This is a genomic window from Sphaerisporangium perillae, assembly GCF_023276435.1.
In the GTDB taxonomy this organism is placed as follows: Bacteria; Actinomycetota; Actinomycetes; order Streptosporangiales; family Streptosporangiaceae; genus Sphaerisporangium; species Sphaerisporangium perillae.
The window spans coordinates 1-20,121 of record NZ_JALLPO010000014.1; the positions used below are offsets into that span (position 1 = coordinate 1).

Below are 20,121 nucleotides of genomic sequence, written 5' to 3' on the forward strand. Positions count from 1 at the left end.
CCCGCGCCAGCGACGGACGGCTGTTGCCCAGCACCAGCGTGGTGCCGATCGGGATGTCCATCTGCTCCGAGGCCCGCTTGGACAGGGCGATCGGGAACAGCGTGATGTCGCGGAACGTGGGATGGCCGGGAACGTGGGCCACGGTGCTCGGCGCCCCGGGAGGAGAGCCCGCCACGTAGCGGATCCGCCGGTCCACGTCGGACAGCCAGGCGAGGTCGACGTACTGGAGGGGCCGGTGGCCGGGGCCGACGCGGTCCGCCACCGGGGTGCCGGTGGTCTTGGCCGCGAAGTGGCTGCGGTCGCCGGGCCGGTGGTCGAGCACCGCCGCGACGGCCGGTGGGAGCGTGCGGCGGAAGTGCCGGTCGCCCACCTGGAACGGCTCCACGGTGCCGAGCTGCTCGCGGTCCGACCTCGGCCGGTAGGCGACGGTGATGTCGGTCAAGGTGGCGCCGGTGCCGGTCAGGACACCGTTCAGCGCGCTGTCGTAGGTGCGCTCGAACGCCCGGGGGAGCGCGCACACCAGCAGCGTCGCGCTCAGCGCCAGCAACGCCAGTACGGTCGCCGAGCCCCGGTGGACCTTGAGGAGAAGCAGCGGGTTCATCGGTCCTCTCCGATCCGCAGGGCCCGGCCGAGACCCTGCCGGCGGAGCGAGCGGGCGAGTCCCGCCACGATCGCGAACAACAGCGCGGCGACCGCGGCCAGCAGCGCGATCGTGGCCGGCCAGGGGATGTCGAGCAGCACGGACGGGGTCACCGAGACCGCCTGCCCGGTCAGCACGATGTGCGGGACCACCAGGCTGGCGACACCCACGGCCAGCAGCGTGCCGCCGGCCAGTGAGAGCCCGATCAGGAACGTCTGCTCGACGGCGAGCAGCCCGAAGATCTGGCGGAAGCTCACGCCGAGGGCCCGCAGGATCGCGAACTCCGCCATCCGTTCCCGTGCCGCGACGGCGGCGTTGACCAGGAACCCGAGCACCGCGAAGATCAGCGCGGCGACGAAGCCGAGGATGAGCGCCCCCTGCAGCCCGCTGGCCAGGGGATCGTCCCTGAGCTGCCTGGTGAGCGTCGCGATGTCGACCACGGTCTGGTCCCAGTCGGGGTGGCGGGCCAGCTCGGCCGCCGCCGCGGTGGTGTCGCCGTCCCGGGCGGCCATCCACCACTCGCCGGCCGGCCGGGGCACCCGGGCGCCGAAGACGTCCCTGGTCAGCAGGGTGGGCAGGTCGGCGAGGATGGCGGAGGTGCCGGGCGGCGTGCCGGGCATGGCCGAGACGATGCCGGCGACCTGGATCGTGATGGGCTCGCCGTCCATGTCCAGCATCGCGGTCTTGCCCACGGTCAGCTTCTCGTCGGCGGCGAGGTCGGTGGTGAGGACCACGGGTACCGGCCGGAAGATCCTGCCCTGGTCGGAGGGGAGGAACAGGGCGTCGTTGGGGACTCCGGCGGGCGCCGCGACGACGGCGAGGTACTCGGGGTCGGCGGGCTCGGGCGGCTGCTGCGCCTTCGGCGCCGGGACGGTGACGGAGAGCAGCACGGAACCGGACGGCGCCTTCTGCGCGTTGCCGCCTACGGTCACCTGGTGGGCGTCGATGTGGTCCTCGCCGCGCACGGTGTGACCCCACTGGAGCGCTCCGGGCATGGTGACCGGGACGCCACTGTCGGTCTTCGCGCCCTCCACGGTCATGGTGAGGCCGCTGCCGCGCGCGGGGACCGGGAGGTCCAGGAGGAACCCGCGGACGCTCAGCGGGTAGCTGAGCCGGCCTGACCGCCCGGCCTGCGCGGCCAGGTCGACGGTGACCGGATGCGGCTCGCCGTCGGGGACGATCGGCCCGACCTGGACCTCTCGATGGGCGCCGAGCGCGTCGGAGAGGATCACGCGAAGCCTCAGGTCGGCGTACTGTCCCCACTCGGCGGGCATGGTGAGGCCGAGCCGCACGTCCATCGTGAGCTTCTTGGGCGTCCCCGGCAGCTCCAGGGCGGGGGCCTCGGGCCGTCCGGCGGCGAGCCGTCCGGCGATGGTCCGCACCGAGTCGGACGACAGGTCGGGGCGGAGCATCAGCAACCGGTCGAGCTTGGTGGCGTCGGCGGCCAGGAGCGTGGGGCTGGCGCCGGAGAACGAGGTGACGCCCCGGTAGACCGGGCTGACGGCCGTGACGCCCGCGAGCCCGCCGTAGGTCGCGCCCCTGCCGAGCAGTCCGAGTTCCGGCGTCTCCGGCGGCCCCGACACCCGCAGGTCCGCCGCCGCCTGGTGGCGTGCCTGGTCCTGCTGGGAGGTGCGCCAGGTGGTGGCGGTGGCCATGGACACGACGCCGATCGCCACCGCCATGGTGAGCAGCAGCGCGGGCCCGGAGTACCGCATCGGGCGGCGGCTCACCTGCCAGGCGCCGAGCGCGGGCGACAGGCTGGGACGCCGCGAGGTGAACCGCTCGGCGACGCGCGAGACCCGTGGCACCAGCCGCAGCCCGAGCATGCCCCCGCAGAGCAGGGCGAGCGCGGGGCCGGTGACGATCAGCGGGTCGATGCCGAGCTCGCCTCCGGCGGTGGCGGTGACGGGCGCGCCGTAGTGCTGGAGCTGCCAGATCGCGAGCGCGGCGACCGCGAGCAGCGCGACGTCGCCTCCCGCCCGCTCCAGCAGCCCCTGCCGGTCGCCCCGGCCGCGGGTCGCCTGCTCCTCCACGTACGTGCGGCGGGCGCCGCGCAGCGCGGGCAGCGCGAGCAGTACGGCGCACGCCAGCGCGACGCCGGCCGACACCGCGAAGGTCACGGCGTCCGGTTCGGGGGCGATCTGGACTCCGGCGGCCTGGATCCAGGGGATCGCGTTGACCAGGCGGAGCAGGGCGGGCGCGAGGAACGGCGCGACGGCGGCGCAGGGCACCGCGACGAGCAGGGCCTCGGTGCCGGTGAGGACGGCCAGCCTGACGCTGCCCGCTCCCCGGGAGCGCAGCAGCGCCACCTCCATGCGCCGGTGGTCGGCCAGCAGCCGCGCGGTCAGGACCAGCGCGTACGCGGCGAGAAGGAGAAGCTGCAGGACGGGGACGAGCATGGTGGAGCGGGCGACCAGGGCCGCCTGGTCGAGCTGGGTGAGCATGTCGGGCAGCCGGGTGTAGGTCGTGCACGACGGGCAGTCCCGCTTGAGGTCGGTGCCCAGCGCGGTGACCGACGCGGCGAACGGGCGCAGGCGCTCGGGAGGCAGGTTCCGCAGGTCGGGCTGCGCGGTCCAGGTCGCGGCGATGCTGGTGGCGGTGAACCTGCCGAGGAAGGTCTCCTGGGGGACCATGAGCGGGCCATAGGTCGTGTAGTTCCCGCGGTCCACCCCCTTGCGCAGCAGGTCCTCGCCGTCCCAGCGGTCGGCGTAGGGGTCGGCGAGCTGGAAGACACCGGTCACCTTCGCGTGCACGGGCTTGTGGTCGAGCCGGCCGACGACGGTGAACTCGCTGCCTGCGGCGAGGTTCATCGCCTGGGCGGCGGCCTGGGAGAGTGCCACCTCGACCGTGCCGCGCGGGGCGGGCCGGGGCCAGGCGCCCTGGATGAGCTTGGCGTTCTGGTCCAGCCCGTCGTAGACGCCGAACCGGGTCAGGTCGGGCTGCTTGCGGCCCTCCTGCCCGGGGACGGCGTAGGAGTCGGAACGGGCGCTGAGCGTGACGTGCACGGGCACGTCGGCGCGGCCGTCCCGGACACGTTCGGTGATGCGGGCGCGTACGGTCCGGTCGATCTCCGGGAAGGTCGCCTGCTGGACGGGAGCGCTGATCTTGATCGCCGTGGTGCCGGCGGAGGCCGTCTCCATAGCCCGGCGGACGCCGACCTCGGCGATCGAGGAGGCGTACATGGTCAGCGCGACCAGCGTGGTGGTGGCCAGGAGGATCGAGCCGAAGGCCGCGAACAGCAGGAGGGGCTCGCTGAAGGCACGCCGCAGCACCAAAGGTGTCCGCCCCCGCATGAACCCGCCTCTCGCTGTGCCGTCCGCGTTTTCTGATCCTCACGGGCGGCGTTGTGGGAAAGAAGGGGTCAGGGGAGAAGGTGACGGACCCGATATCGTGCGGCAACGGCGGTGTGATGCCGAAATCGCGACATTTCCGCACTCGGTCAGTGTTGGGCGCTTGGCGCCGCCCACCGGGTGCCGGGAACCGCGTAGTGGCAGATGGTGTGCGGGCATGCCAAAACGCCGCGCCCTGGACGGACACGGCGTTGTGGGATGCCTGAGCTACTGCGCCGGCTGGAGGTCGGCGGCGCGCTTGGCGATGGCCGACTTGCGGTTGGCCGCCTGGTTCTTGTGGATGACGCCCTTGCTGACAGCCTTGTCGAGCTGACGCGAGGCAGCGCGCATGAGGACGGCGGCCTCCTCCACGTTGCCCTGCTCGGCGGCCTCGCGGAACTTGCGAACCGCCGTCTTCAGGGACGACTTGACGGCCTTGTTACGCAGCCGGGCCTTTTCGTTCTGCCGGTTGCGCTTGATCTGGGACTTGATGTTCGCCACGAAGAAGCCTCGGTGAAAGTCGATTGGATGGGGCGCGCGGGCAGAGAGGGCGCGCCACACGCAGTTGAACAGAGTACCAACATGCCAGGTCCGCGCTCAAATCGACGGACCACGGCACACCCCTGCGAAGCCATCCTAGCGCAGTGACGAGCTTGGTGGTCTTGCTGCCCGGTAAACTGGAAGGCGAAGCGCGGCACCGGCATGCCGGCGAAGGCGAGGGTGTGCACCTCGCCTAGCGGTGTGCGGGGGCAATCGCCGCGCCGATCTGCTGTCCGGGTGACGCTGCCTGGGTGACCGCCCAGGCGTGCCACCATGGTCAGCGGCTGGCCCGCCCAGCCTTCCGATCATCGTCAATCCTGCCGAAACGGACCCCGGTGCGCATCCAGCCTGGCCAGACCGACCCCGCGTTGATCCGCAACTTCTGCATCATCGCGCACATCGACCACGGCAAGTCCACGCTTGCCGACCGGATGCTGCAACTGACCGGTGTGGTCGACGCCCGGCAGATGCGCGCTCAGTACCTCGACCGCATGGACATCGAGCGCGAGCGCGGCATCACCATCAAGTCGCAGGCCGTGCGGCTCCCGTGGGACGGTCACGTGCTCAACATGATCGACACCCCCGGGCACGTCGACTTCACCTACGAGGTCTCCCGGTCCCTGGAGGCGTGCGAGGGCGCGGTCCTGCTGGTCGACGCGGCGCAGGGCATCGAGGCGCAGACGCTGGCCAACCTCTACCTGGCGATGAACGCCGACCTGCACATCATCCCGGTGCTCAACAAGATCGACCTGCCGGCCGCGCAGCCGGAGAAGTACGCCGAGGAGATCGCGGGCCTGATCGGCTGCGAGCCCTCCGACGTGCTGAGGGTGTCGGGCAAGACCGGCGAGGGCGTCAAGGAGCTGCTCGACCACGTCGTCGCGCACGTGCCGGCCCCGGTCGGCGACGCCGCCGCCCCGGCGCGGGCGCTGATCTTCGACTCGGTGTACGACACCTACCGGGGCGTCGTCACCTATGTCCGGGTCATCGACGGCCGGCTCTCCAAGCGCGAGCGCACGATCATGATGTCGACCGGGGCCGCGCACGAGACCCTGGAGCTCGGCGTCATCTCGCCCGAGCCGGTGCCGTCCACGTCGCTGGGCGTGGGCGAGGTCGGCTACCTCATCACGGGTGTGAAGGACGTCCGGCAGGCGCGGGTCGGCGACACGGTCACCACGACCGCGCGCCCGGCGCAGGAGGCCCTCGGCGGGTACGACCACCCGAGGCCGATGGTCTACTCCGGCCTGTATCCCATCGACGGCGACGACTATCCCGAGCTGCGCGAGGCCCTGGACAAGCTGCGGCTGAACGACGCGGCCCTGGTCTACGAGCCGGAGACCTCCGCCGCGCTCGGGTTCGGCTTCCGGTGCGGCTTCCTCGGCCTGCTCCACATGGAGATCGTCCGCGAGCGGCTGGAGCGCGAGTTCAACCTCTCGCTGATCTCCACCGCCCCGAACGTCATCTACCGGGTGATCATGGAGGACGGCAAGGAGCTCGTCGTCACCAACCCGTCGGAGTTCCCGGCCGGCAAGATCGCCGAGATCTACGAGCCGGTGGTGAAGGCGACCCTGCTCTCTCCCTCCGACCACATCGGCGCGATCATGGAGCTCTGCCAGGGCCGGCGCGGCGCGCTGCTCGGCATGGACTACCTCTCCGAGGACCGCGTGGAGATCCGGTACACCCTGCCCCTCGGCGAGATCATCTTCGACTTCTTCGACCAGCTCAAGTCCCGTACGCGGGGGTACGCCTCCCTCGACTACGAGCCCTCCGGCGAGCAGGACGCCGATCTGGTCAAGGTCGACATCCTCCTGCAGGGCGAGGCCGTCGACGCCTTCAGCGCGATCGTCCACCGCGAGAAGGCCTACGCCTACGGCGTCGAGATGGCCAAGAAGCTCAAGGACCTCATTCCCCGGCAGCAGTTCGAGGTGCCGATCCAGGCGGCCATCGGCGCCCGCGTGATCGCCCGCGAGAACATCCGCGCCATCCGCAAGGACGTCCTCGCCAAGTGCTACGGCGGCGACATCAGCCGTAAGCGCAAGCTGCTGGAGAAGCAGAAGGAAGGCAAGAAGCGCATGAAGATGGTGGGCCGCGTCGAGGTGCCCCAGGAGGCCTTCGTCGCCGCGCTCTCCACCGAAGGCGCGAGCCCTGACAAGGCGAAGAAGTAGCCTCTCGGCCCTCTATGCGGGCTCCTGCGGGCTCTCCCCCGCCGGTTGCTGTGCCCTTTGTCCACAGGGCGTCCGGGGCACGGGCGGGGGAGGGGCAGACTGGGAGCGTGCCTTCCGTACTTCTCGACGGCGATGCCGTGCCCGCGTCGGGCGAGCTGCCCGCGACCGCCCATGAGGGCCTCGGCTCGCGGCCGTTCGGCTTCTACGTCCACGTGCCGTTCTGCGTGACCCGCTGCGGCTACTGCGACTTCAACACCTACACCGCCGCCGAGCTCGGCCCGGGCGCCTCCCGCGCCGACTACGCCGAGACGGCCATCGCGGAGGTGCGGCTGGCGCGCAGGGTCCTCGGCGACGCCGACCTGCCCGTGCGCACGGTCTTCTTCGGCGGCGGCACGCCGACCCTCCTGCCCGCCGGCGACCTGGTCAGGATCCTGCGGGCCGTCGACGCGGAGTTCGGGCTGGCGCCGGGCGCCGAGGTGACCACCGAGGCCAATCCCGAGTCGGTCGACCCCGCCTATCTCGAGAGCCTGCGCGCCGGCGGGTTCACCCGCGTCAGCTTCGGCATGCAGAGCGCGAAGGAGCACGTCCTCGCCGTCCTCGACCGCCGCCACACCCCCGGCCGCCCCGCCCGGGCCGTCCGGGAGGCCCGGGACGCCGGGTTCGGGCACGTCAACCTCGACCTGATCTACAGCACGCCCGGGGAGAGCGACGACGACTGGCGCGCCTCCCTGGCGGCGGCGATCGAGGCCGGTCCCGACCACGTGTCGGCGTACTCGCTGATCGTCGAGGAGGGCACCCGGCTGGCCGCCCGCATCCGCAGGGGCGAGCTGCCGATGCCCGACGACGACGTGGCCGCCGACCGCTACCTCATCGCCGACGCGATGCTGTCGGAGGCGGGGTTCTCCTGGTACGAGGTGTCCAACTGGGCCACCTCGCAGGACGCTCGATGCCGCCACAACCTGCTCTACTGGACCGGCGGAGACTGGTGGGGCGTCGGCCCGGGGTCGCACGGCCACGTGGGCGGCACGCGCTGGTGGAACGTCAAGCACCCTGCCGCCTACGCCTCGCGCCTGGCCTCCGGGTCCTCGCCCGCCCACGCGCGCGAGGTGCTGTCACAGGCCGACCGGCACGTCGAGCGGCTGATGCTGGAGCTGCGCCTGGACTCGGGGTTCCCGCTCGCCGAGATCGACCCGCACGCCCGCACCGCCGTCGCCCGGGCACTCGCGGACGGGCTGCTGGAGCCCGAGCCCTTCCGCGGCGGCCGGGCCGTCCTCACGCTGAGAGGCCGGCTGCTCGCCGACGCCCTGGTGCGCGATCTGACCTGACCCGCCAGGGGCCGCGGGGCTCAGCTGACGAAACGGATGTTCATGGGGTAGTGGTAGTTCTCGCCCCGGTTGGCCGCCACGGAAGCCATGATCATCAAGATCAGGGAGCCGATCCACACCACGAACATCAGCAGGAAGCCGATGAGGATCAGGGCCAGGATGGCGCAGACCGCGTACGCGATGAAGAGCGTGATCTGGAAGTTCAGCGCCTCGGCCGCCTGGTCGCGCACGTAGGGCGACTCGTCCTTCTTGACCAGATACAGCACCAGCGGGCCGAGGAACGAGGTGAGCAGGCCGAGCAGGTGGGCGAGCATCGCCAGGGTCGTGTCGTCGGATCCGGGACGCGGCCCGTACCTGCCGGGCACGTGCGGCTCGACAGGGAGTCTCGGCGGCCCGTACCCCGGCTGCCCGTACCCCTGCTGTCCGTAGCCGGGCTGCCCGTAGCCGGGCTGCCCGTAAGTGGGCTGACCGTAGCCCTGCTCCCCGTAGCCGGGCTGCGGGTGGCCGTAGTCCTGGGGGCCGGGCGCGCCGTGCTGAGGAGGGTCGAACTCCGGGCGGCCGTGCTCGGGCTCGGGGCGGTGGTCGTGCGGGGTGTCGTCGGCGGGGCGGTCGTAGGGGGACTCGCTCATCGATTCTCCTCGGTCGACACGAAGTCGATCAGCTCCTCGACGCGGCCCAGAAGCTCCGGTTCGAGATCGGTATAGGTGTGGACGGAGGCGAGAACGCGGCGCCAGGCCTCCGGCGGCGAAAGCCGCCAGCCGAGCGCGTCGATCACGCCCTCCTTCCAGGGAACGCCGCGCGGCACCTGCGGCCACGCCGGGATGCCCACGGCGGAGGGCTTCACCGCCGCCCAGATGTCCACGAAGGGGTGCCCGACCACGAGCACGTGCGGAGAGGACACCTGGGCCGCGATGCGGCTCTCCTTGGAACCGGGGACCAGATGGTCGACCAGCACGCCGAGACGCCGCCCCGGGCCGGGCTCGAACTCCGCCACGATCGCCGGGAGGTCGTCGACGCCCTCGAGGTACTCGACGACGACGCCCTCCACGCGCAGGTCGTGGCCCCAGATCTTCTCCACGAGGGACGCGTCGTGCACGCCCTCGACGTAGATGCGGCTCTCCCTGGCGACGCGCGCCCGCAGGCCGCCCACCGCGATCGAGCCCGACGCGCTGCGGGAGGGGCTCTGGGCGGCGGCGGCCGGGGCAGGACGTACCAGCGTCACGGGCTTGCCGTCGAGCAGGAACGCGGCCGGCGCGAGCGGGAACACCCGGCGCCGCCCGAAGCGGTCCTCCAGGGTGACGGCCTCCTTGTCACAGGCCACCACGGCCCCGCAGAAACCGCCCTCGGCGTCCTCCACCACGAGATCGAGCTCGGCGGGCACCTGCGGGATCTTCCCGCGTAGCGGCCTCCGCCAGTCTCCGGCCAGCACGTCGTGTCCGTAGTCCCGCATACCAGGGCAGGCTAGCAAAGGTCATGCTCCCGGCGGGGTTCCCTGCGGCCACGCGCCGCCGTACGAGGCCGCCGCCCGGCGCTTGCGGTTACGGCTGCGCCGCACGAGGACGACGATCGTGGTGACGACGGCGAAGACGAACCCGGCGAGCGGGATCAGGAACAGCGAGGCCACGCCGCCGGCGAGCGCCCCGGAGTTGGCGGTCAGCGACTTGCCGACGCCGAACAGCACCTGCTTGCCTTCCTCGGCCTGGCAGCTCACCTTGTAGGTGCCGGTCGCGGGCACGCCGATGTCGAACAGGGCCTCCCACACCCGGCCGTCGGAGGTGACGGTCTGGGAGGTCTTGGGCTGAGTCAGCGCGGCCTTCTTCCCCGAGCCGTCCAGGGCGAAGCAGCTGACGTCCGTGGGCCCGGACGCGGAGGCGTACAGGATGGGCCCGTCCTTGGGGTCGAGCGTGACCGACACGCTGCCGCCGCTCTGGAACGTCTGGGTGGGGGCCGCGTCGCTGATGGTCTTGAATATGCCGCCGGCGAAGCCCACGACGCCCACGATGCCGCAGACCACGGCGATGAGCCACGCGAGCACGATCCACAGGATGCGGGGCCGCACCGGGCCGGCGGCCTGCGGGGCGGCTCCGTAGTACGGCTGCGCGGAACCGGGCGGCGGCGCGCCGAAGGAGGACCCGCCGTACTGGGGTGCCCCCGCGGGGCCGCCGTGCTGGGGCGCTCCGGGCGGGGTGCCGTACGAAGGGCCGGTGGGGGCGCCGTAGGAGGAGGCGCCGGGAGGGGGAGCCTGGGGGCCGGGAGGGGGAGCCTGCCGGCCGGCGGAGTCGGGACGCGGAAGCCGCGTGGTCGCGTCGGTCAGACGGGGATCGTTCTCGCTCATGGGGTTAAGCCTGGCGGAGACCACTTGACGTCGGATGGCAAGTGGCTTGTCGCCGACTAGGTGAGGTGGTCCAGGTGAGTTATCGCACCCTGTGGCCGGGAGCCGTACACTTGGCACTCGGGAACACTGAGTGCCAGACCAGGTGTTCACCCGGGGCACGAACGCGAAGGCAGGGAGGTGAGCACGCGTTGCTCGATGAGCGTAAGCTTGCTGTTCTGCGCGCCGTTGTCGAGGACTACGTGTCCACCAACGAGCCGGTCGGGTCGAAGGCGTTGGCGGAGCGTCACAATCTGGGCGTCTCTCCGGCCACCGTGCGAAACGACATGGCCGTGCTCGAGGAGCAGGGCTACATCACACAACCCCACACCAGCGCGGGGCGGGTGCCCACCGACAAGGGGTACCGCCTGTTCGTCGACCGGCTGTCCCAGATCAAGCCGCTGTCGGCGGCCGAGCGCCGCGCGATCGAGACGTTCCTCGCGGGCGCCGTCGATCTCGACGACGTGGTGACCCGTACGGTGCGGCTGCTGGCGCAGTTGACCCGGCAGGTGGCCGTGGTGCAGTACCCGTCGCTGATCCGTTCGGCGGTCCGGCACGTCGAGCTGGTCCCGCTGGCCGAGCGGCGTATCATGCTGGTGCTGATCACCAACACCGGGCGGGTCGAGCAGCGCGTCGTCGACCTTCCCGACGTGGTGGAGGACGACCGCATCGCGCATCTCCGGGCGGTGCTCAACGCCTGCCTCGACGGCTGCCGGCTGAGCCGGGTGCCCGAGACGGTCGCCGATCTGCAGGAGCGGCTCCCCGAGGAAGACCGGCCGGTGGCGGCCACGATACTTTCCGTGCTTCTCGAGACCCTGGTCGACCGGCACGACGAGAAGATAGTCTTCGCCGGCGCGGCCAACCTCGCGGGCGACTTCAGTGTCGGCCTGCGCGAGGTGCTGGAGGCGCTGGAGGAGCAGGTCGTGCTGATGCGGCTGCTCGGCGAGGCGAACGACTCCGCCGCCCTCACCGTGCGCATCGGCTCGGAGAACCCCTACTCCGGGCTTCGCGGCACCTCGATCGTCGCAGCCGGGTACGGTTCGGGCGACAATGAACTGGCTCGGCTTGGAGTGCTGGGCCCGACGCGAATGGACTACCCGGTGACGATGGGAGCGGTGCGCGCAGTGGCACGCTATGTCGGCCAGATCCTGGCGGGGTCCTAGGTGGCCCGCGACTACTACGGCATCCTGGGGGTCCGCCGTGACGCCAGCCAGGACGAGATCAAGAAGGCGTATCGGCGCCTCGCACGAGAGCTCCACCCTGACATCAACCCCGATCCTGAGACGCAGGAGCGCTTCAAGGAGATCAACCAGGCGTACGAGGTCCTGTCGGACCCGAACAAGCGCCAGATGTTCGATCTCGGAGCCGACCCCTTCGGCGGGGCCGGGGCGGCCGGGGCCGGCGCGGCGGGCTTCGGCGCGGGCTTCCCGTTCAGCGACATCATGGACGCCTTCTTCGGCGGCGGTGGCGGGTCGCGAGGGCCCCGCTCGCGGGCCAGGCGCGGCCGCAACGCGACGATCCGCGTCGAGCTCGACCTGTCGGAGTCCGCGTTCGGCACCACGCGCGAGCTGGTGGTGGACACCGCCGTGCTGTGCGAGGTGTGCCAGGGGTCGGGCGCCGCGGCGGGCACGCATCCCGACACCTGCGACATGTGCCACGGCCGGGGCGAGATCTCCCAGGTCACCCGGTCGTTCCTCGGCCAGGTGATGACCGCGCGCCCCTGCCCGCAGTGCGGCGGCTTCGGCTCGGTCATCTCGCACCCCTGCCAGGAGTGCTCCGGGGACGGGCGGGTCCGCACCCGCCGGACGATCAAGGTTCGCATCCCGGCCGGCGTCGAGGACGGCACGCATATCCAGCTCGCCGGCGAGGGCGAGGTCGGTCCCGGCGGCGGCCCGCCCGGCGACCTGTTCCTCGAGATCGTCGAGCGGCCGCACGAGATCTTCGAGCGGCGGGGCGACGACCTGCACTGCACGGTCCAGATCCCGATGACGGCCGCGGCTCTCGGCACGATCCTGACCGTCGAGACGCTCGACGGCGCCGAGGAGATCGACGTGCGTCCGGGCACCCAGTCGGGCCAGGTCATCCCGTTGTACGGTCGCGGCATCCAGCGGCTCAACGAGACCGGCAGGGGCGATCTGCTGATCCACTTCAACGTGGAGACGCCGAACCGCCTCGACCCGGCCCAGGAGGAGCTGCTCAAGGAGCTGGCCAAGCTGCGCGGCGAGGAGCGCCCGCCGGGCAAGTTCGCCCCCGGCCAGCAGGGTTTCTTCTCCCGGCTCAGGGACGCCTTCAACGGCCGATGACCGTTCCCGTGTTCCTGGCCGGCGACCTGTCGGCGGAGGAGATCACCCTTTCCGGCGCCGAGGGCCGGCACGCCGCCACCGTGCGGCGGCTGCGCGCCGGTGAGCGTGTCGACCTGACCGACGGCAGGGGCGCGGTCGCCGAATGCGTCGTGGACGATGTCGCGAAGGACTCGCTCCGGCTGCGGGTGCTCGGCCGCCGTGAGGTGCCCGCGCCCGCGCCGCGTCTCGTCGTCGTCCAGGGGCTGCCCAAGGGCGACCGGGGCGAGCTGGCGGTCGAGATGATGACCGAGGCCGGGGTGGACGTCATCGTCCCGTGGGCGGCCGCCCGGAGCGTGACCCAGTGGAAGGGCGACCGCGCGGCGAAGGCCCTGGCCCGCTGGCGCTCCACCGCCAGGGAGGCCGGCAAGCAGGCGCGGCGGTTCCACCTGCCGGAGGTCGCCGAGCAGGCGACGACGGCCGAGGTGGCGGCCCTGCTGCGCGGCGCGGCCGTCGCGGCCGTGCTCCACGAGGAGGCCGCCGAGCCGCTGTCGGGCCTCGAGCTGCCGGCGACCGGTGACATCGTCGTGGTGGTCGGCCCCGAAGGGGGCATCACCGACGACGAGATCAAGCGTTTCAGGGAGGCCGGCGCCACGCCGGCCCTGCTGGGCCCGACCGTGCTGCGCACTTCCACGGCGGGCGTGGCCGCCGCCGCCGTGCTCCTCACCCGCTCGGGCCGCTGGTGACCGCCCCGGCCCGCCGAAGAGAGCAGGTCCGCTGGTAACCGTCTAGGCCGGCCGAAGAGGCCAGGTCCCGCTAGTGACCTCCCCGGCCCGCCGGGGAGGCTAGGTCTGCGGGGCGGTGTTGTCGGACTCGGTGGTCATCATTGGGGTGGCCACCGGAGGCGCGGTGTCGGTGGGGGGCGGCGAGGGGTCCACGGTCGGCTCCACCGTCGGCTTGGAGGACGCCGTGATCTTCGGCGTGGGGGTGGGACTCGGCGACCGCGTGGGCGTGGGTGTGGAATCGGGCCTGGTGGTCGCCTCGGGCCCGGAGTCGGTGGCCGTGGGCTCCGCGCAGGGCTGCGGGGACTCGCCCGCCTCCGGCTCCACGGCCGTCGGGGCCACGGTGGCGCAGTCGTTGCCCGGCGAGGTCGTCACGGTGGGCTTGGGCGCCACCGGGGACGGTGTCGGGGTCGTCACGGGGGTCGCCCCCGGCCGCTGGGACCCGCCGACGGGCGACTGGACGCCGTTCCACGGGCGGCGGGTGCTCGACTCGTCGGGCGGCGAGGTGTCGAACTGGACGGGCACGATCTGCTGGTCGGTGAACTGCTCTCGCAGGTCGGGGACGACCATCACCACCGTGGCGGCCACCAGGACGGCTCCGAACGCCGATGCGGCGGCCCGCCACCAAAAAATGCCCCGCACGTCGCGCTGCTCGATGCGCGTGCGGATGATCTGCAGTCCTTCTGCGGAGGGCACGACAGAATCCGCCTCCGCGCGCAAGACACGGCGGAGGACCTCGCCGTACTCGTCGGGGGACTCGGTCATGACAATTGCTCCAGTGTCGTGCGTAGTGCGGCCATGCCGCGGGCTGTGTGGCTCTTCACCGCACCCTTGCTGATGCCCATGGCGTGGGCGATCTCGGCTTCCGAGAGATCGCCGTAGTAACGCAGCACCAGTGCCTCGCGCTGCCTGGTCGGAAGCCCGCGAAGCGCCTCGATGACGGCGGACCGCTCGAGCTCTCCTATGGCTCCGTTCTCCGCGCTCGGCGCGTCGGGAAGCCCCTTGGGGGCGTACTTCTCCACGACGGCACGATGACGGAGCACTGAGCGCGATCGGTTGACGACCGACTGGCGCAAGTAGGCGAGTGCCTTGTCGGTGTCGCGCAGGCGCCGCCATGCCCCATGAAGGGCGACGAACGCGTCCTGCACGACTTCCTCCGCGGTCGCGCTATCGCGGACCAACAGCATGGCGAGACGCACAAGCGACCGATAATGGGCGCTGTAGAGCGCCGTAACGGCCATGTCGGCGTCCCATCCGACGGGCACCGCCCCGAGCGACCTTTCGGCCACCAGGGTCTCGGTGGTCACATCTGTTGGACGCACGGCCTTCCCAGAGGGTTTACGCTCTGGCGGTTCTTTAGGGGGCATGACCCAGTTGTGTCCTCGCCGGTGGCCTGGCCGACACTTACCGCTTACTGACGCTGAAGTGTCGCACACCAACCCTAGCGGGTGGATCTTTCCACGGGACCTACTCGGTATTACCGATTGGCAACAGAGGTGACTAGCATTCGGGCGTGACAGACTGCCTGTTCTGCAAGATCGTGACCAAGGAGATCCCGGCCACGATCGTCTACGAGACCGACCGCACGGTGGCCTTCAGGGACGTCAACCCCCAGGCGCCGACCCACGTGCTCGTGATCCCCAAGGGGCACTACGAGAACACCGCGGCCCTGGCGGCGGCGGACGAGGGGCTCGCCGACGAGGTGCTGAAGACGGCGCACGCGGTCGCCGTCCAGGAAGGCGTGGCCGACACCGGCTACCGCCTGGTCTTCAACACCGGTCCGCAGGCCGGCCAGACGGTCTTCCACGTGCACGGGCACGTGGTCGGCGGCCGTGACCTCCAGTGGCCTCCGGGTTGAGCCGAGCCCGGATACCATGTGGTTGATAGCGGTGCGGCCGGGCCGGATGCCGGGCGGCTGAACGCCGTCGAGCGACCGCGACACACGCGCCCATAATCAGCGCGACACACACGTACATCAGACCGGGAGGCGAGCAGGCCGTAAGGGCCGCCCATGTCCGAGTCATACGAACCCCGTAGCGCGCCCAATGGCGCGCAGACCAGCGAACCGCCGCGAACCAAAGGCCCGTCCCGCACGCAGGCCAAGGTGGTGATCCCCGACGAGCACTCGATGGTGACCATCCTCGGTTCCCGCGACGAGCTGCTGCGGGTCATCGAGGGCGCGTTCCGCGCGGACGTCCACGTCCGCGGCAACGAGATCACCATCAGTGGTAGCCCTGAGGAGAGCAGCCTGGTCGTGCGGCTGTTCGAGGAGATGGTCGAGCTCGTACGGTCCGGAGCGCAGCTCACCACCGACGCCGTGGAGCGCAGCATCGCCATGCTGCGCATGAGCTCCGGCCGCCCGGCCGACGTGCTGTCGCTGGACATCCTGTCCTCGCGCGGCCGCACGATCCGTCCCAAGACGGTGAACCAGAAGCGGTACGTCGACGCGATCGACAAGCACACCGTCGTCTTCGGCATCGGCCCGGCGGGCACGGGCAAGACCTACCTGGCGATGGCCAAGGCCGTTAAGGCCCTCCAGGCCAAGGAGGTCAACCGCATCATCCTCACCCGGCCGGCGGTCGAGGCGGGGGAGCGGCTGGGCTTCCTGCCGGGCACGCTGTACGAGAAGATCGACCCTTATCTGCGCCCGCTGTACGACGCGCTCCACGACATGCTCGACCCCGACTCGATCCCGCGCCTGATGGCGGCGGGCACGATCGAGGTGGCTCCGCTGGCGTACATGCGCGGGCGCACGCTCAACGACGCCTTCATCATCCTGGACGAGGCGCAGAACACCTCCCCCGAGCAGATGAAGATGTTCCTCACCCGCCTGGGGTTCAGCGCGAAGATCGTCGTCACGGGTGACGTCACCCAGATCGACCTTCCCGGCGGCCAGGACAGCGGCCTGAAGGTCGTCCAGGATATCCTGGAGGGCATTCCGGACATCCATTTCTGCAGGCTGACGAGCGCGGACGTCGTGCGGCACAAGCTGGTGAGCGACATCATCGACGCCTACAGCCGCCACGATCTCGCGACCGCCGAGCCGCATGCGATCAAGGGCGGCAAGCGCCCGCGGGGGAGATAAGAAACACCATGAGTATCGAGGTGGCCAACGAGTCGGGCGTGGAGATCGACGAATCCTCGCTCGTGAAGCTGGCCGGTCACGTGCTCGGGCGCATGGGCATCCACCCACTGGCCGAGCTTTCCATCCTCATCGTGGACGAGGCGGCGATGTCCCAGCTCCACGAGCAGTGGATGGGCGAGCCCGGGCCGACGGACGTGCTGGCCTTCCCGATGGACGAGCTGCGGCCGAACTCCGGAGGCTCCCGCCAGGACGGCGACGCCCCGCTCGACCCGGCGTTGCTGGGCGATGTGGTGCTGTGCCCGCAGGTCGCGGCCAAGCAGGCCGCCGAGGCCGGCCACAGCACCCGCGAGGAGCTGGAGCTCCTCTGCACACACGGCATCCTGCACCTCCTCGGCTACGACCACGCCGAGCCCGAGGAGCACGCTGAGATGTTCGGCCTTCAGGGCGAGTTGCTCGAGGCGTGGCGGGAGGTGCGGCGGGAGCCGTGAGTTCCCCCAGCGGGTGGTTGCTGTCGGCCGCCCTACTGATCTTCCTCGGTGGCCTGCTGGCCAGCGCTGAGACGGCCCTGGCCCGCATCTCCCGGGTGCGCGCCGAGGAGTTCGCGCGCAAGGGGAAGCGGGGCGCGCAGCGACTGCGGGCCATCGTGGCCGACCCGCCGCGCTACCTCAACCTGCTGCTGCTGCTCCGCCTCAGCTGCGAGCTGATCGCCACGGTGATCGCGACGCTGCTCTTCATCGACTGGTTCGGTGACAAGGGCCAGGCGTACGCCGCGGCCGCCGGCGTCATGATCCTGATCAGCTACGTCATCGTCGGCGTCTCGCCGCGCACCCTCGGCCGCCAGCACGCCGAGCCGGTCGCGCTGGCGAGCGCCCCCATCGTGTACGGGCTGACGCGCATCTTCGGGCCGCTGCCCAAGCTGCTCATCCTGCTCGGCAACGCGCTCACCCCCGGCAAGGGCTTCCGCGACGGCCCGTTCACCTCGGAGGCCGAGCTGCGCGACCTGGTCGACCTGGCCGAGGAACGCCGGGTCATCGAACCCGACGAGCGCCAGATGATCCACTCGGTGTTCGAGCTGGGCGACACGCTCGTCCGCGAGGTGATGGTGCCGCGCACGGACATGGTGTTCATCGAACGCGGCAAGACCCTCTCCCAGGCCCTCTCGCTCGCGCTGCGCAGCGGTTTCTCGCGCATCCCCGTGGTCGGCGAGAACGAGGACGACGTCGTCGGCATCGCCTACCTCAAGGACATCGTCAGCCGGGTGCACGAGGCGACCGCCGGCGGCGCCGAGCAGGAGAAGGTCGGATCGCTCATGCGGCCGGCCACCTACGTGCCGGAGAGCAAGCCGATCGACGAGCTCCTGCGCGAGATGCAGGCACGCCAGATCCACCTCGCCATCGTGATCGACGAGTACGGCGGCACGGCCGGGCTGGTCACCATCGAGGACGTCCTGGAGGAGATCGTCGGTGAGATCACCGACGAGTACGACCAGGAGGCCCCGCGCGTCGAATGGCTGGACGACGGCAGCGCCCGGGTGACGGCCCGGCTGTCGATCGACGAGCTGGGCGAGCTTTTCGGCATCGAGTTGGAGGTCGACGACGTCGACACGGTCGGCGGCCTGCTGGCCCACGCCCTCGGCCGCGTCCCCATCGCGGGCTCACGCGCCACCGTCGATGGACTCAGCCTGACCGCCGAGAGCACCGCCGGCCGCCGCAACCGCATCAGCACGGTCGTCGTCCAACGCGTGATCCCCGTACCAGACCTCCCCATCCCCGCCTCCGCCGAACACGACTGATCCGGCGGCGGTCAGGCTGCCGCTGTCGGTGTACCCGGGCCGGCCCGCGCGCTGCAAGCGAGTGTTCCGCGCCCGTGGTCCGGCTTCCGTTCGGTTGGAGGGCTCTATGGGGCGAATACCGGCATATGAGTCAAGCGGGCTTTAAGTGACTTGCAAGTGGCGCATGGGAGCTTTCTTCCAGGCGCCCAATGGCTCGGGGCGCCGGTAAGGGGGAGGGCCGGTGTGCCGGGGAGGGGTTCGCGGGACACTGGGAGGGCCGGGGGGAAGCGTGGCGGCCCTGGCCGGGTGACCGGCCGGGGCACGGCACGCCAAAAGGGTGCCTCCGCCTGCGCTGGGCAGGTGGGGGCACCCTTTTGGCATCCGTTCCGTGCTCGACGCGACGGGTGGTGGCCATCCGTAACCGACGTTGGAACTCGTCGCGACGGGATGGTCGGGGTCCCGTCGCGACGGATGGTGGCCGGTCAGCAGATCACGGTCGGGGCGACATGGTCGTCGGTGCCCCAGTCGCTCTCGTCTCCGGTCAGCCAGGTGCTGCGCTCGCGGTCCTGGTTCTGCTCGCCGCCCTGGCCGCCGCCCATCGGCATGAACGGCATGCCGCCCATCCCGTTGGCTCCTGTGGCGGCACGCGCGAGGTTCTGACCGGCGGCGCCCGTCAGCCCTGAGCCGCTGCCGAAGGCGGTGCCGCCGTTGAGGCCGGAGCTGCCGGAGCCCAGCGGTCCCGTCCCCACGCCCGTGGGGCTGGTGAGGCCGGTCCCGTTCAGGCCCGTCGGCGAGTTGAGCCCGGTGGTGTTCGGGTTCGAGAGGGTCGGCGTGTTGAGACCGGTCGTGTTGAGCGCGGGGTTGTTCAGTCCGGTGGAGGGGTCGAGCCCGGCCAGGTTGGTGGAGCGGGGGTCGGTCCCGGTCCCAGCGGTGCCCGTGCCGCCGTTCGCTCCGGTTCCGTTCTGCCCACCGGTGGGGTCGTTGAGGCCACCTGGGACGTTCGTCCCGGTCCCACCGGTGCCCGTGCCGTTCCCGGTGCCGTTCCCCGTTCCTGTCCCATTGCCCGTGCCCGTGCCGTCCCCCGTGCTACCGGGAAGGGTGGTCGAGCCGTCGCCCGGAAGGCCGCTCGTGCCGTCGGTCCCGGTGCCCGTGCCTGTGCCGGTCGGGTCGTACGCGGAGCCGCTGGGGTAGGTGGTCCCGCCCGTCCCGATACCCTTATAGGGATCGCCGCCGCCCTTGTAGGTGGTCTGGGTGACGGGCGGTGGGACTGGCGCGCCGGGGGCGGGAAGCACCATGGTGACGTCCGGCGGCAGCGAGTCGTACACGGGCACCATCTTGGCGTTGAGCTCTTCGAGCTTCTTGCGGGCGAGCTCGTTCTCCGAGTCCCAGGTGCCCATGCCCTCCGAAGCCCAGCCCCACCAGTCGTCGTCCCAGCTGGCTGCACCGCTGTCCGGGAGGCTGGCCTTGGCCTTGGACAACTCGTCGGCGTAATCCTTGTGTGCGGCTCCCACCGTCCGGGCCCGCGCCGCGAGCTCACGGGAAGAGGCGTGCAGCAGCCGTAGCGCCTCCTGGGCCTGCTTCGCCGACGGGCCCTTCCAGTGCTTGGCCATCTCCTTGGCAGTCTGCTCGATGAGTTTATGGGTGCCTTCGAGCACGCTGGCCGCCGAGATATAGGCGTTTCCGGCCTCGGCCACGGAACCTGGATCGGTGTTCTGCAGCTTCTTCCGTACGCTCTCGACGCCGCCATAGGTGCCGGAGTCTCCGCTTGGTGCGGAGGTGCCCAACCTGATCGGTTGAATCTCGCTGATGCGATCCATGTCGCCCAATCGTTTAGCTG

The 20,121-nt window shown here is 71.1% G+C and carries 18 protein-coding genes; 9 read left to right on the forward strand and 9 right to left on the reverse strand.

Going from position 1 to position 20,121, the window contains the following annotated elements; genetic code table 11:
• The 3 genes from MYF83_RS15310 to rpsT form a co-directional block, all read right to left on the reverse strand.
• A partial coding sequence (locus MYF83_RS15310; protein WP_248961012.1) for a hypothetical protein occupies positions 1-601 on the reverse strand: 601 nt, incomplete at its 3' end.
• The gene (locus MYF83_RS15315; RefSeq protein ID WP_248961013.1) at positions 598-3,933 is read right to left on the reverse strand and encodes an ABC transporter permease; all 3,336 of its coding nucleotides are present in this window, start codon (positions 3,931-3,933) and stop codon (positions 598-600) included. The genes MYF83_RS15315 and MYF83_RS15310, both read right to left, overlap by 4 nt.
• Before the next feature lie 264 nt (positions 3,934-4,197).
• Positions 4,198-4,470, reverse strand: coding sequence for a 30S ribosomal protein S20 (gene rpsT, locus MYF83_RS15320; RefSeq protein ID WP_248961014.1), 273 nt, complete (start codon positions 4,468-4,470; stop codon positions 4,198-4,200).
• 374 nt (positions 4,471-4,844) lie between these two features.
• Here rpsT and lepA point away from each other — a divergent pair, with 374 nt between their 5' ends.
• Both lepA and hemW read left to right on the forward strand, forming a co-directional pair.
• A complete protein-coding gene (gene lepA / locus MYF83_RS15325; RefSeq protein WP_248961015.1) occupies positions 4,845-6,671 on the forward strand; it encodes a translation elongation factor 4 in 1,827 nt (608 codons plus the stop codon).
• 107 nt (positions 6,672-6,778) lie between these two features.
• Positions 6,779-7,996 carry a radical SAM family heme chaperone HemW gene (gene hemW, locus MYF83_RS15330; protein ID WP_248961016.1) on the forward strand — a complete coding sequence of 406 codons (1,218 nt, stop codon included), beginning with the start codon at positions 6,779-6,781 and terminating at the stop codon, positions 7,994-7,996.
• A gap of 20 nt (positions 7,997-8,016) precedes the next feature.
• Here hemW and MYF83_RS15335 read toward each other — a convergent pair whose 3' ends face one another.
• Genes MYF83_RS15335 through MYF83_RS15345 form a run of 3 tightly spaced genes read right to left on the reverse strand, consistent with a single transcriptional unit; the run spans position 8,017 to position 10,331 of the window.
• On the reverse strand, positions 8,017-8,625 hold the full coding sequence (locus tag MYF83_RS15335; protein WP_248961017.1) for a DUF4870 domain-containing protein: 609 nt from the start codon (positions 8,623-8,625) through the stop codon (positions 8,017-8,019).
• Positions 8,622-9,446, reverse strand: a complete 825-nt coding sequence (locus MYF83_RS15340; protein WP_248961018.1) for a DUF3097 domain-containing protein — start codon at positions 9,444-9,446, stop codon at positions 8,622-8,624. The genes MYF83_RS15335 and MYF83_RS15340 overlap by 4 nt, the downstream gene beginning before the upstream one ends.
• A gap of 21 nt (positions 9,447-9,467) precedes the next feature.
• Complete coding sequence (locus tag MYF83_RS15345) at positions 9,468-10,331, reverse strand: hypothetical protein (RefSeq protein ID WP_248961019.1); 864 nt, start codon at positions 10,329-10,331, stop codon at positions 9,468-9,470.
• Positions 10,332-10,519: 188 nt separating this feature from the next.
• Here MYF83_RS15345 and hrcA point away from each other — a divergent pair, with 188 nt between their 5' ends.
• The 3 genes from hrcA to MYF83_RS15360 are packed head-to-tail and all read left to right on the forward strand — an operon-like array spanning position 10,520 to position 13,392.
• The gene (gene hrcA / locus MYF83_RS15350) at positions 10,520-11,530 is read left to right on the forward strand and encodes a heat-inducible transcriptional repressor HrcA (RefSeq protein WP_248961020.1); all 1,011 of its coding nucleotides are present in this window, start codon (positions 10,520-10,522) and stop codon (positions 11,528-11,530) included.
• A complete protein-coding gene (dnaJ, locus tag MYF83_RS15355; RefSeq protein WP_248961021.1) occupies positions 11,531-12,670 on the forward strand; it encodes a molecular chaperone DnaJ in 1,140 nt (379 codons plus the stop codon).
• Positions 12,667-13,392 (forward strand): 16S rRNA (uracil(1498)-N(3))-methyltransferase, encoded by a 726-nt coding sequence (locus MYF83_RS15360; RefSeq protein ID WP_248961022.1) that lies wholly within the window; start codon positions 12,667-12,669, stop codon positions 13,390-13,392. The genes dnaJ and MYF83_RS15360 overlap by 4 nt, the downstream gene beginning before the upstream one ends.
• 99 nt (positions 13,393-13,491) lie before the next feature.
• On the opposite strand, the gene MYF83_RS42720 is transcribed toward MYF83_RS15360, so the two are convergent.
• Together MYF83_RS42720 and MYF83_RS15370 are read right to left on the reverse strand one after the other, a co-directional pair.
• Positions 13,492-14,193: a hypothetical protein gene (locus MYF83_RS42720; protein WP_279339575.1), complete on the reverse strand. Its 702-nt coding sequence runs from the start codon at positions 14,191-14,193 to the stop codon at positions 13,492-13,494.
• Complete coding sequence (locus tag MYF83_RS15370; protein ID WP_248961172.1) at positions 14,190-14,669, reverse strand: SigE family RNA polymerase sigma factor; 480 nt, start codon at positions 14,667-14,669, stop codon at positions 14,190-14,192. The genes MYF83_RS42720 and MYF83_RS15370 overlap by 4 nt, the downstream gene beginning before the upstream one ends.
• Before the next feature lie 272 nt (positions 14,670-14,941).
• On the opposite strand from MYF83_RS15370, the gene MYF83_RS15375 reads away from it, so the two are divergent.
• The 4 genes from MYF83_RS15375 (at position 14,942) to MYF83_RS15390 (ending at position 18,305) form a co-directional block, all read left to right on the forward strand.
• The gene (locus MYF83_RS15375) at positions 14,942-15,286 is read left to right on the forward strand and encodes a histidine triad nucleotide-binding protein (RefSeq protein WP_248961023.1); all 345 of its coding nucleotides are present in this window, start codon (positions 14,942-14,944) and stop codon (positions 15,284-15,286) included.
• A 153-nt stretch (positions 15,287-15,439) separates the two neighbouring features.
• Positions 15,440-16,513: a PhoH family protein gene (locus tag MYF83_RS15380; RefSeq protein ID WP_372500161.1), complete on the forward strand. Its 1,074-nt coding sequence runs from the start codon at positions 15,440-15,442 to the stop codon at positions 16,511-16,513.
• Positions 16,514-16,521: 8 nt separating this feature from the next.
• Positions 16,522-17,001, forward strand: a complete 480-nt coding sequence (gene ybeY / locus MYF83_RS15385; RefSeq protein WP_248961024.1) for an rRNA maturation RNase YbeY — start codon at positions 16,522-16,524, stop codon at positions 16,999-17,001.
• Positions 16,998-18,305 (forward strand): hemolysin family protein, encoded by a 1,308-nt coding sequence (locus tag MYF83_RS15390; RefSeq protein WP_248961025.1) that lies wholly within the window; start codon positions 16,998-17,000, stop codon positions 18,303-18,305. Before ybeY ends, MYF83_RS15390 begins: the two co-directional genes overlap by 4 nt.
• A 461-nt stretch (positions 18,306-18,766) precedes the next feature.
• Here MYF83_RS15390 and MYF83_RS15395 read toward each other — a convergent pair whose 3' ends face one another.
• Positions 18,767-20,101, reverse strand: coding sequence for a WXG100 family type VII secretion target (locus MYF83_RS15395; protein ID WP_248961026.1), 1,335 nt, complete (start codon positions 20,099-20,101; stop codon positions 18,767-18,769).
• Positions 20,102-20,121 lie beyond the last annotated feature (20 nt).

Excerpts from the sequence above, each read along its gene's own strand:
- MYF83_RS15315 (WP_248961013.1), bottom strand. The coding sequence starts at position 3,933 with ATGCGGGGGCGGACACCTTTGGTGCTGCGGCGTGCCTTCAGCGAGCCC.
- MYF83_RS15335 (WP_248961017.1), bottom strand. The coding sequence starts at position 8,625 with ATGAGCGAGTCCCCCTACGACCGCCCCGCCGACGACACCCCGCACGAC.
- MYF83_RS15340 (WP_248961018.1), bottom strand. The coding sequence starts at position 9,446 with ATGCGGGACTACGGACACGACGTGCTGGCCGGAGACTGGCGGAGGCCG.
- MYF83_RS15345 (WP_248961019.1), bottom strand. The coding sequence starts at position 10,331 with ATGAGCGAGAACGATCCCCGTCTGACCGACGCGACCACGCGGCTTCCG.
- MYF83_RS15360 (WP_248961022.1), top strand. The coding sequence starts at position 12,667 with ATGACCGTTCCCGTGTTCCTGGCCGGCGACCTGTCGGCGGAGGAGATC.
- MYF83_RS42720 (WP_279339575.1), bottom strand. The coding sequence starts at position 14,193 with ATGACCGAGTCCCCCGACGAGTACGGCGAGGTCCTCCGCCGTGTCTTG.
- MYF83_RS15370 (WP_248961172.1), bottom strand. The coding sequence starts at position 14,669 with ATGGCCGTTACGGCGCTCTACAGCGCCCATTATCGGTCGCTTGTGCGT.
- MYF83_RS15380 (WP_372500161.1), top strand. The coding sequence starts at position 15,440 with ATGTCCGAGTCATACGAACCCCGTAGCGCGCCCAATGGCGCGCAGACC.
- ybeY (WP_248961024.1), top strand. The coding sequence starts at position 16,522 with ATGAGTATCGAGGTGGCCAACGAGTCGGGCGTGGAGATCGACGAATCC.
- MYF83_RS15395 (WP_248961026.1), bottom strand. The coding sequence starts at position 20,101 with ATGGATCGCATCAGCGAGATTCAACCGATCAGGTTGGGCACCTCCGCA.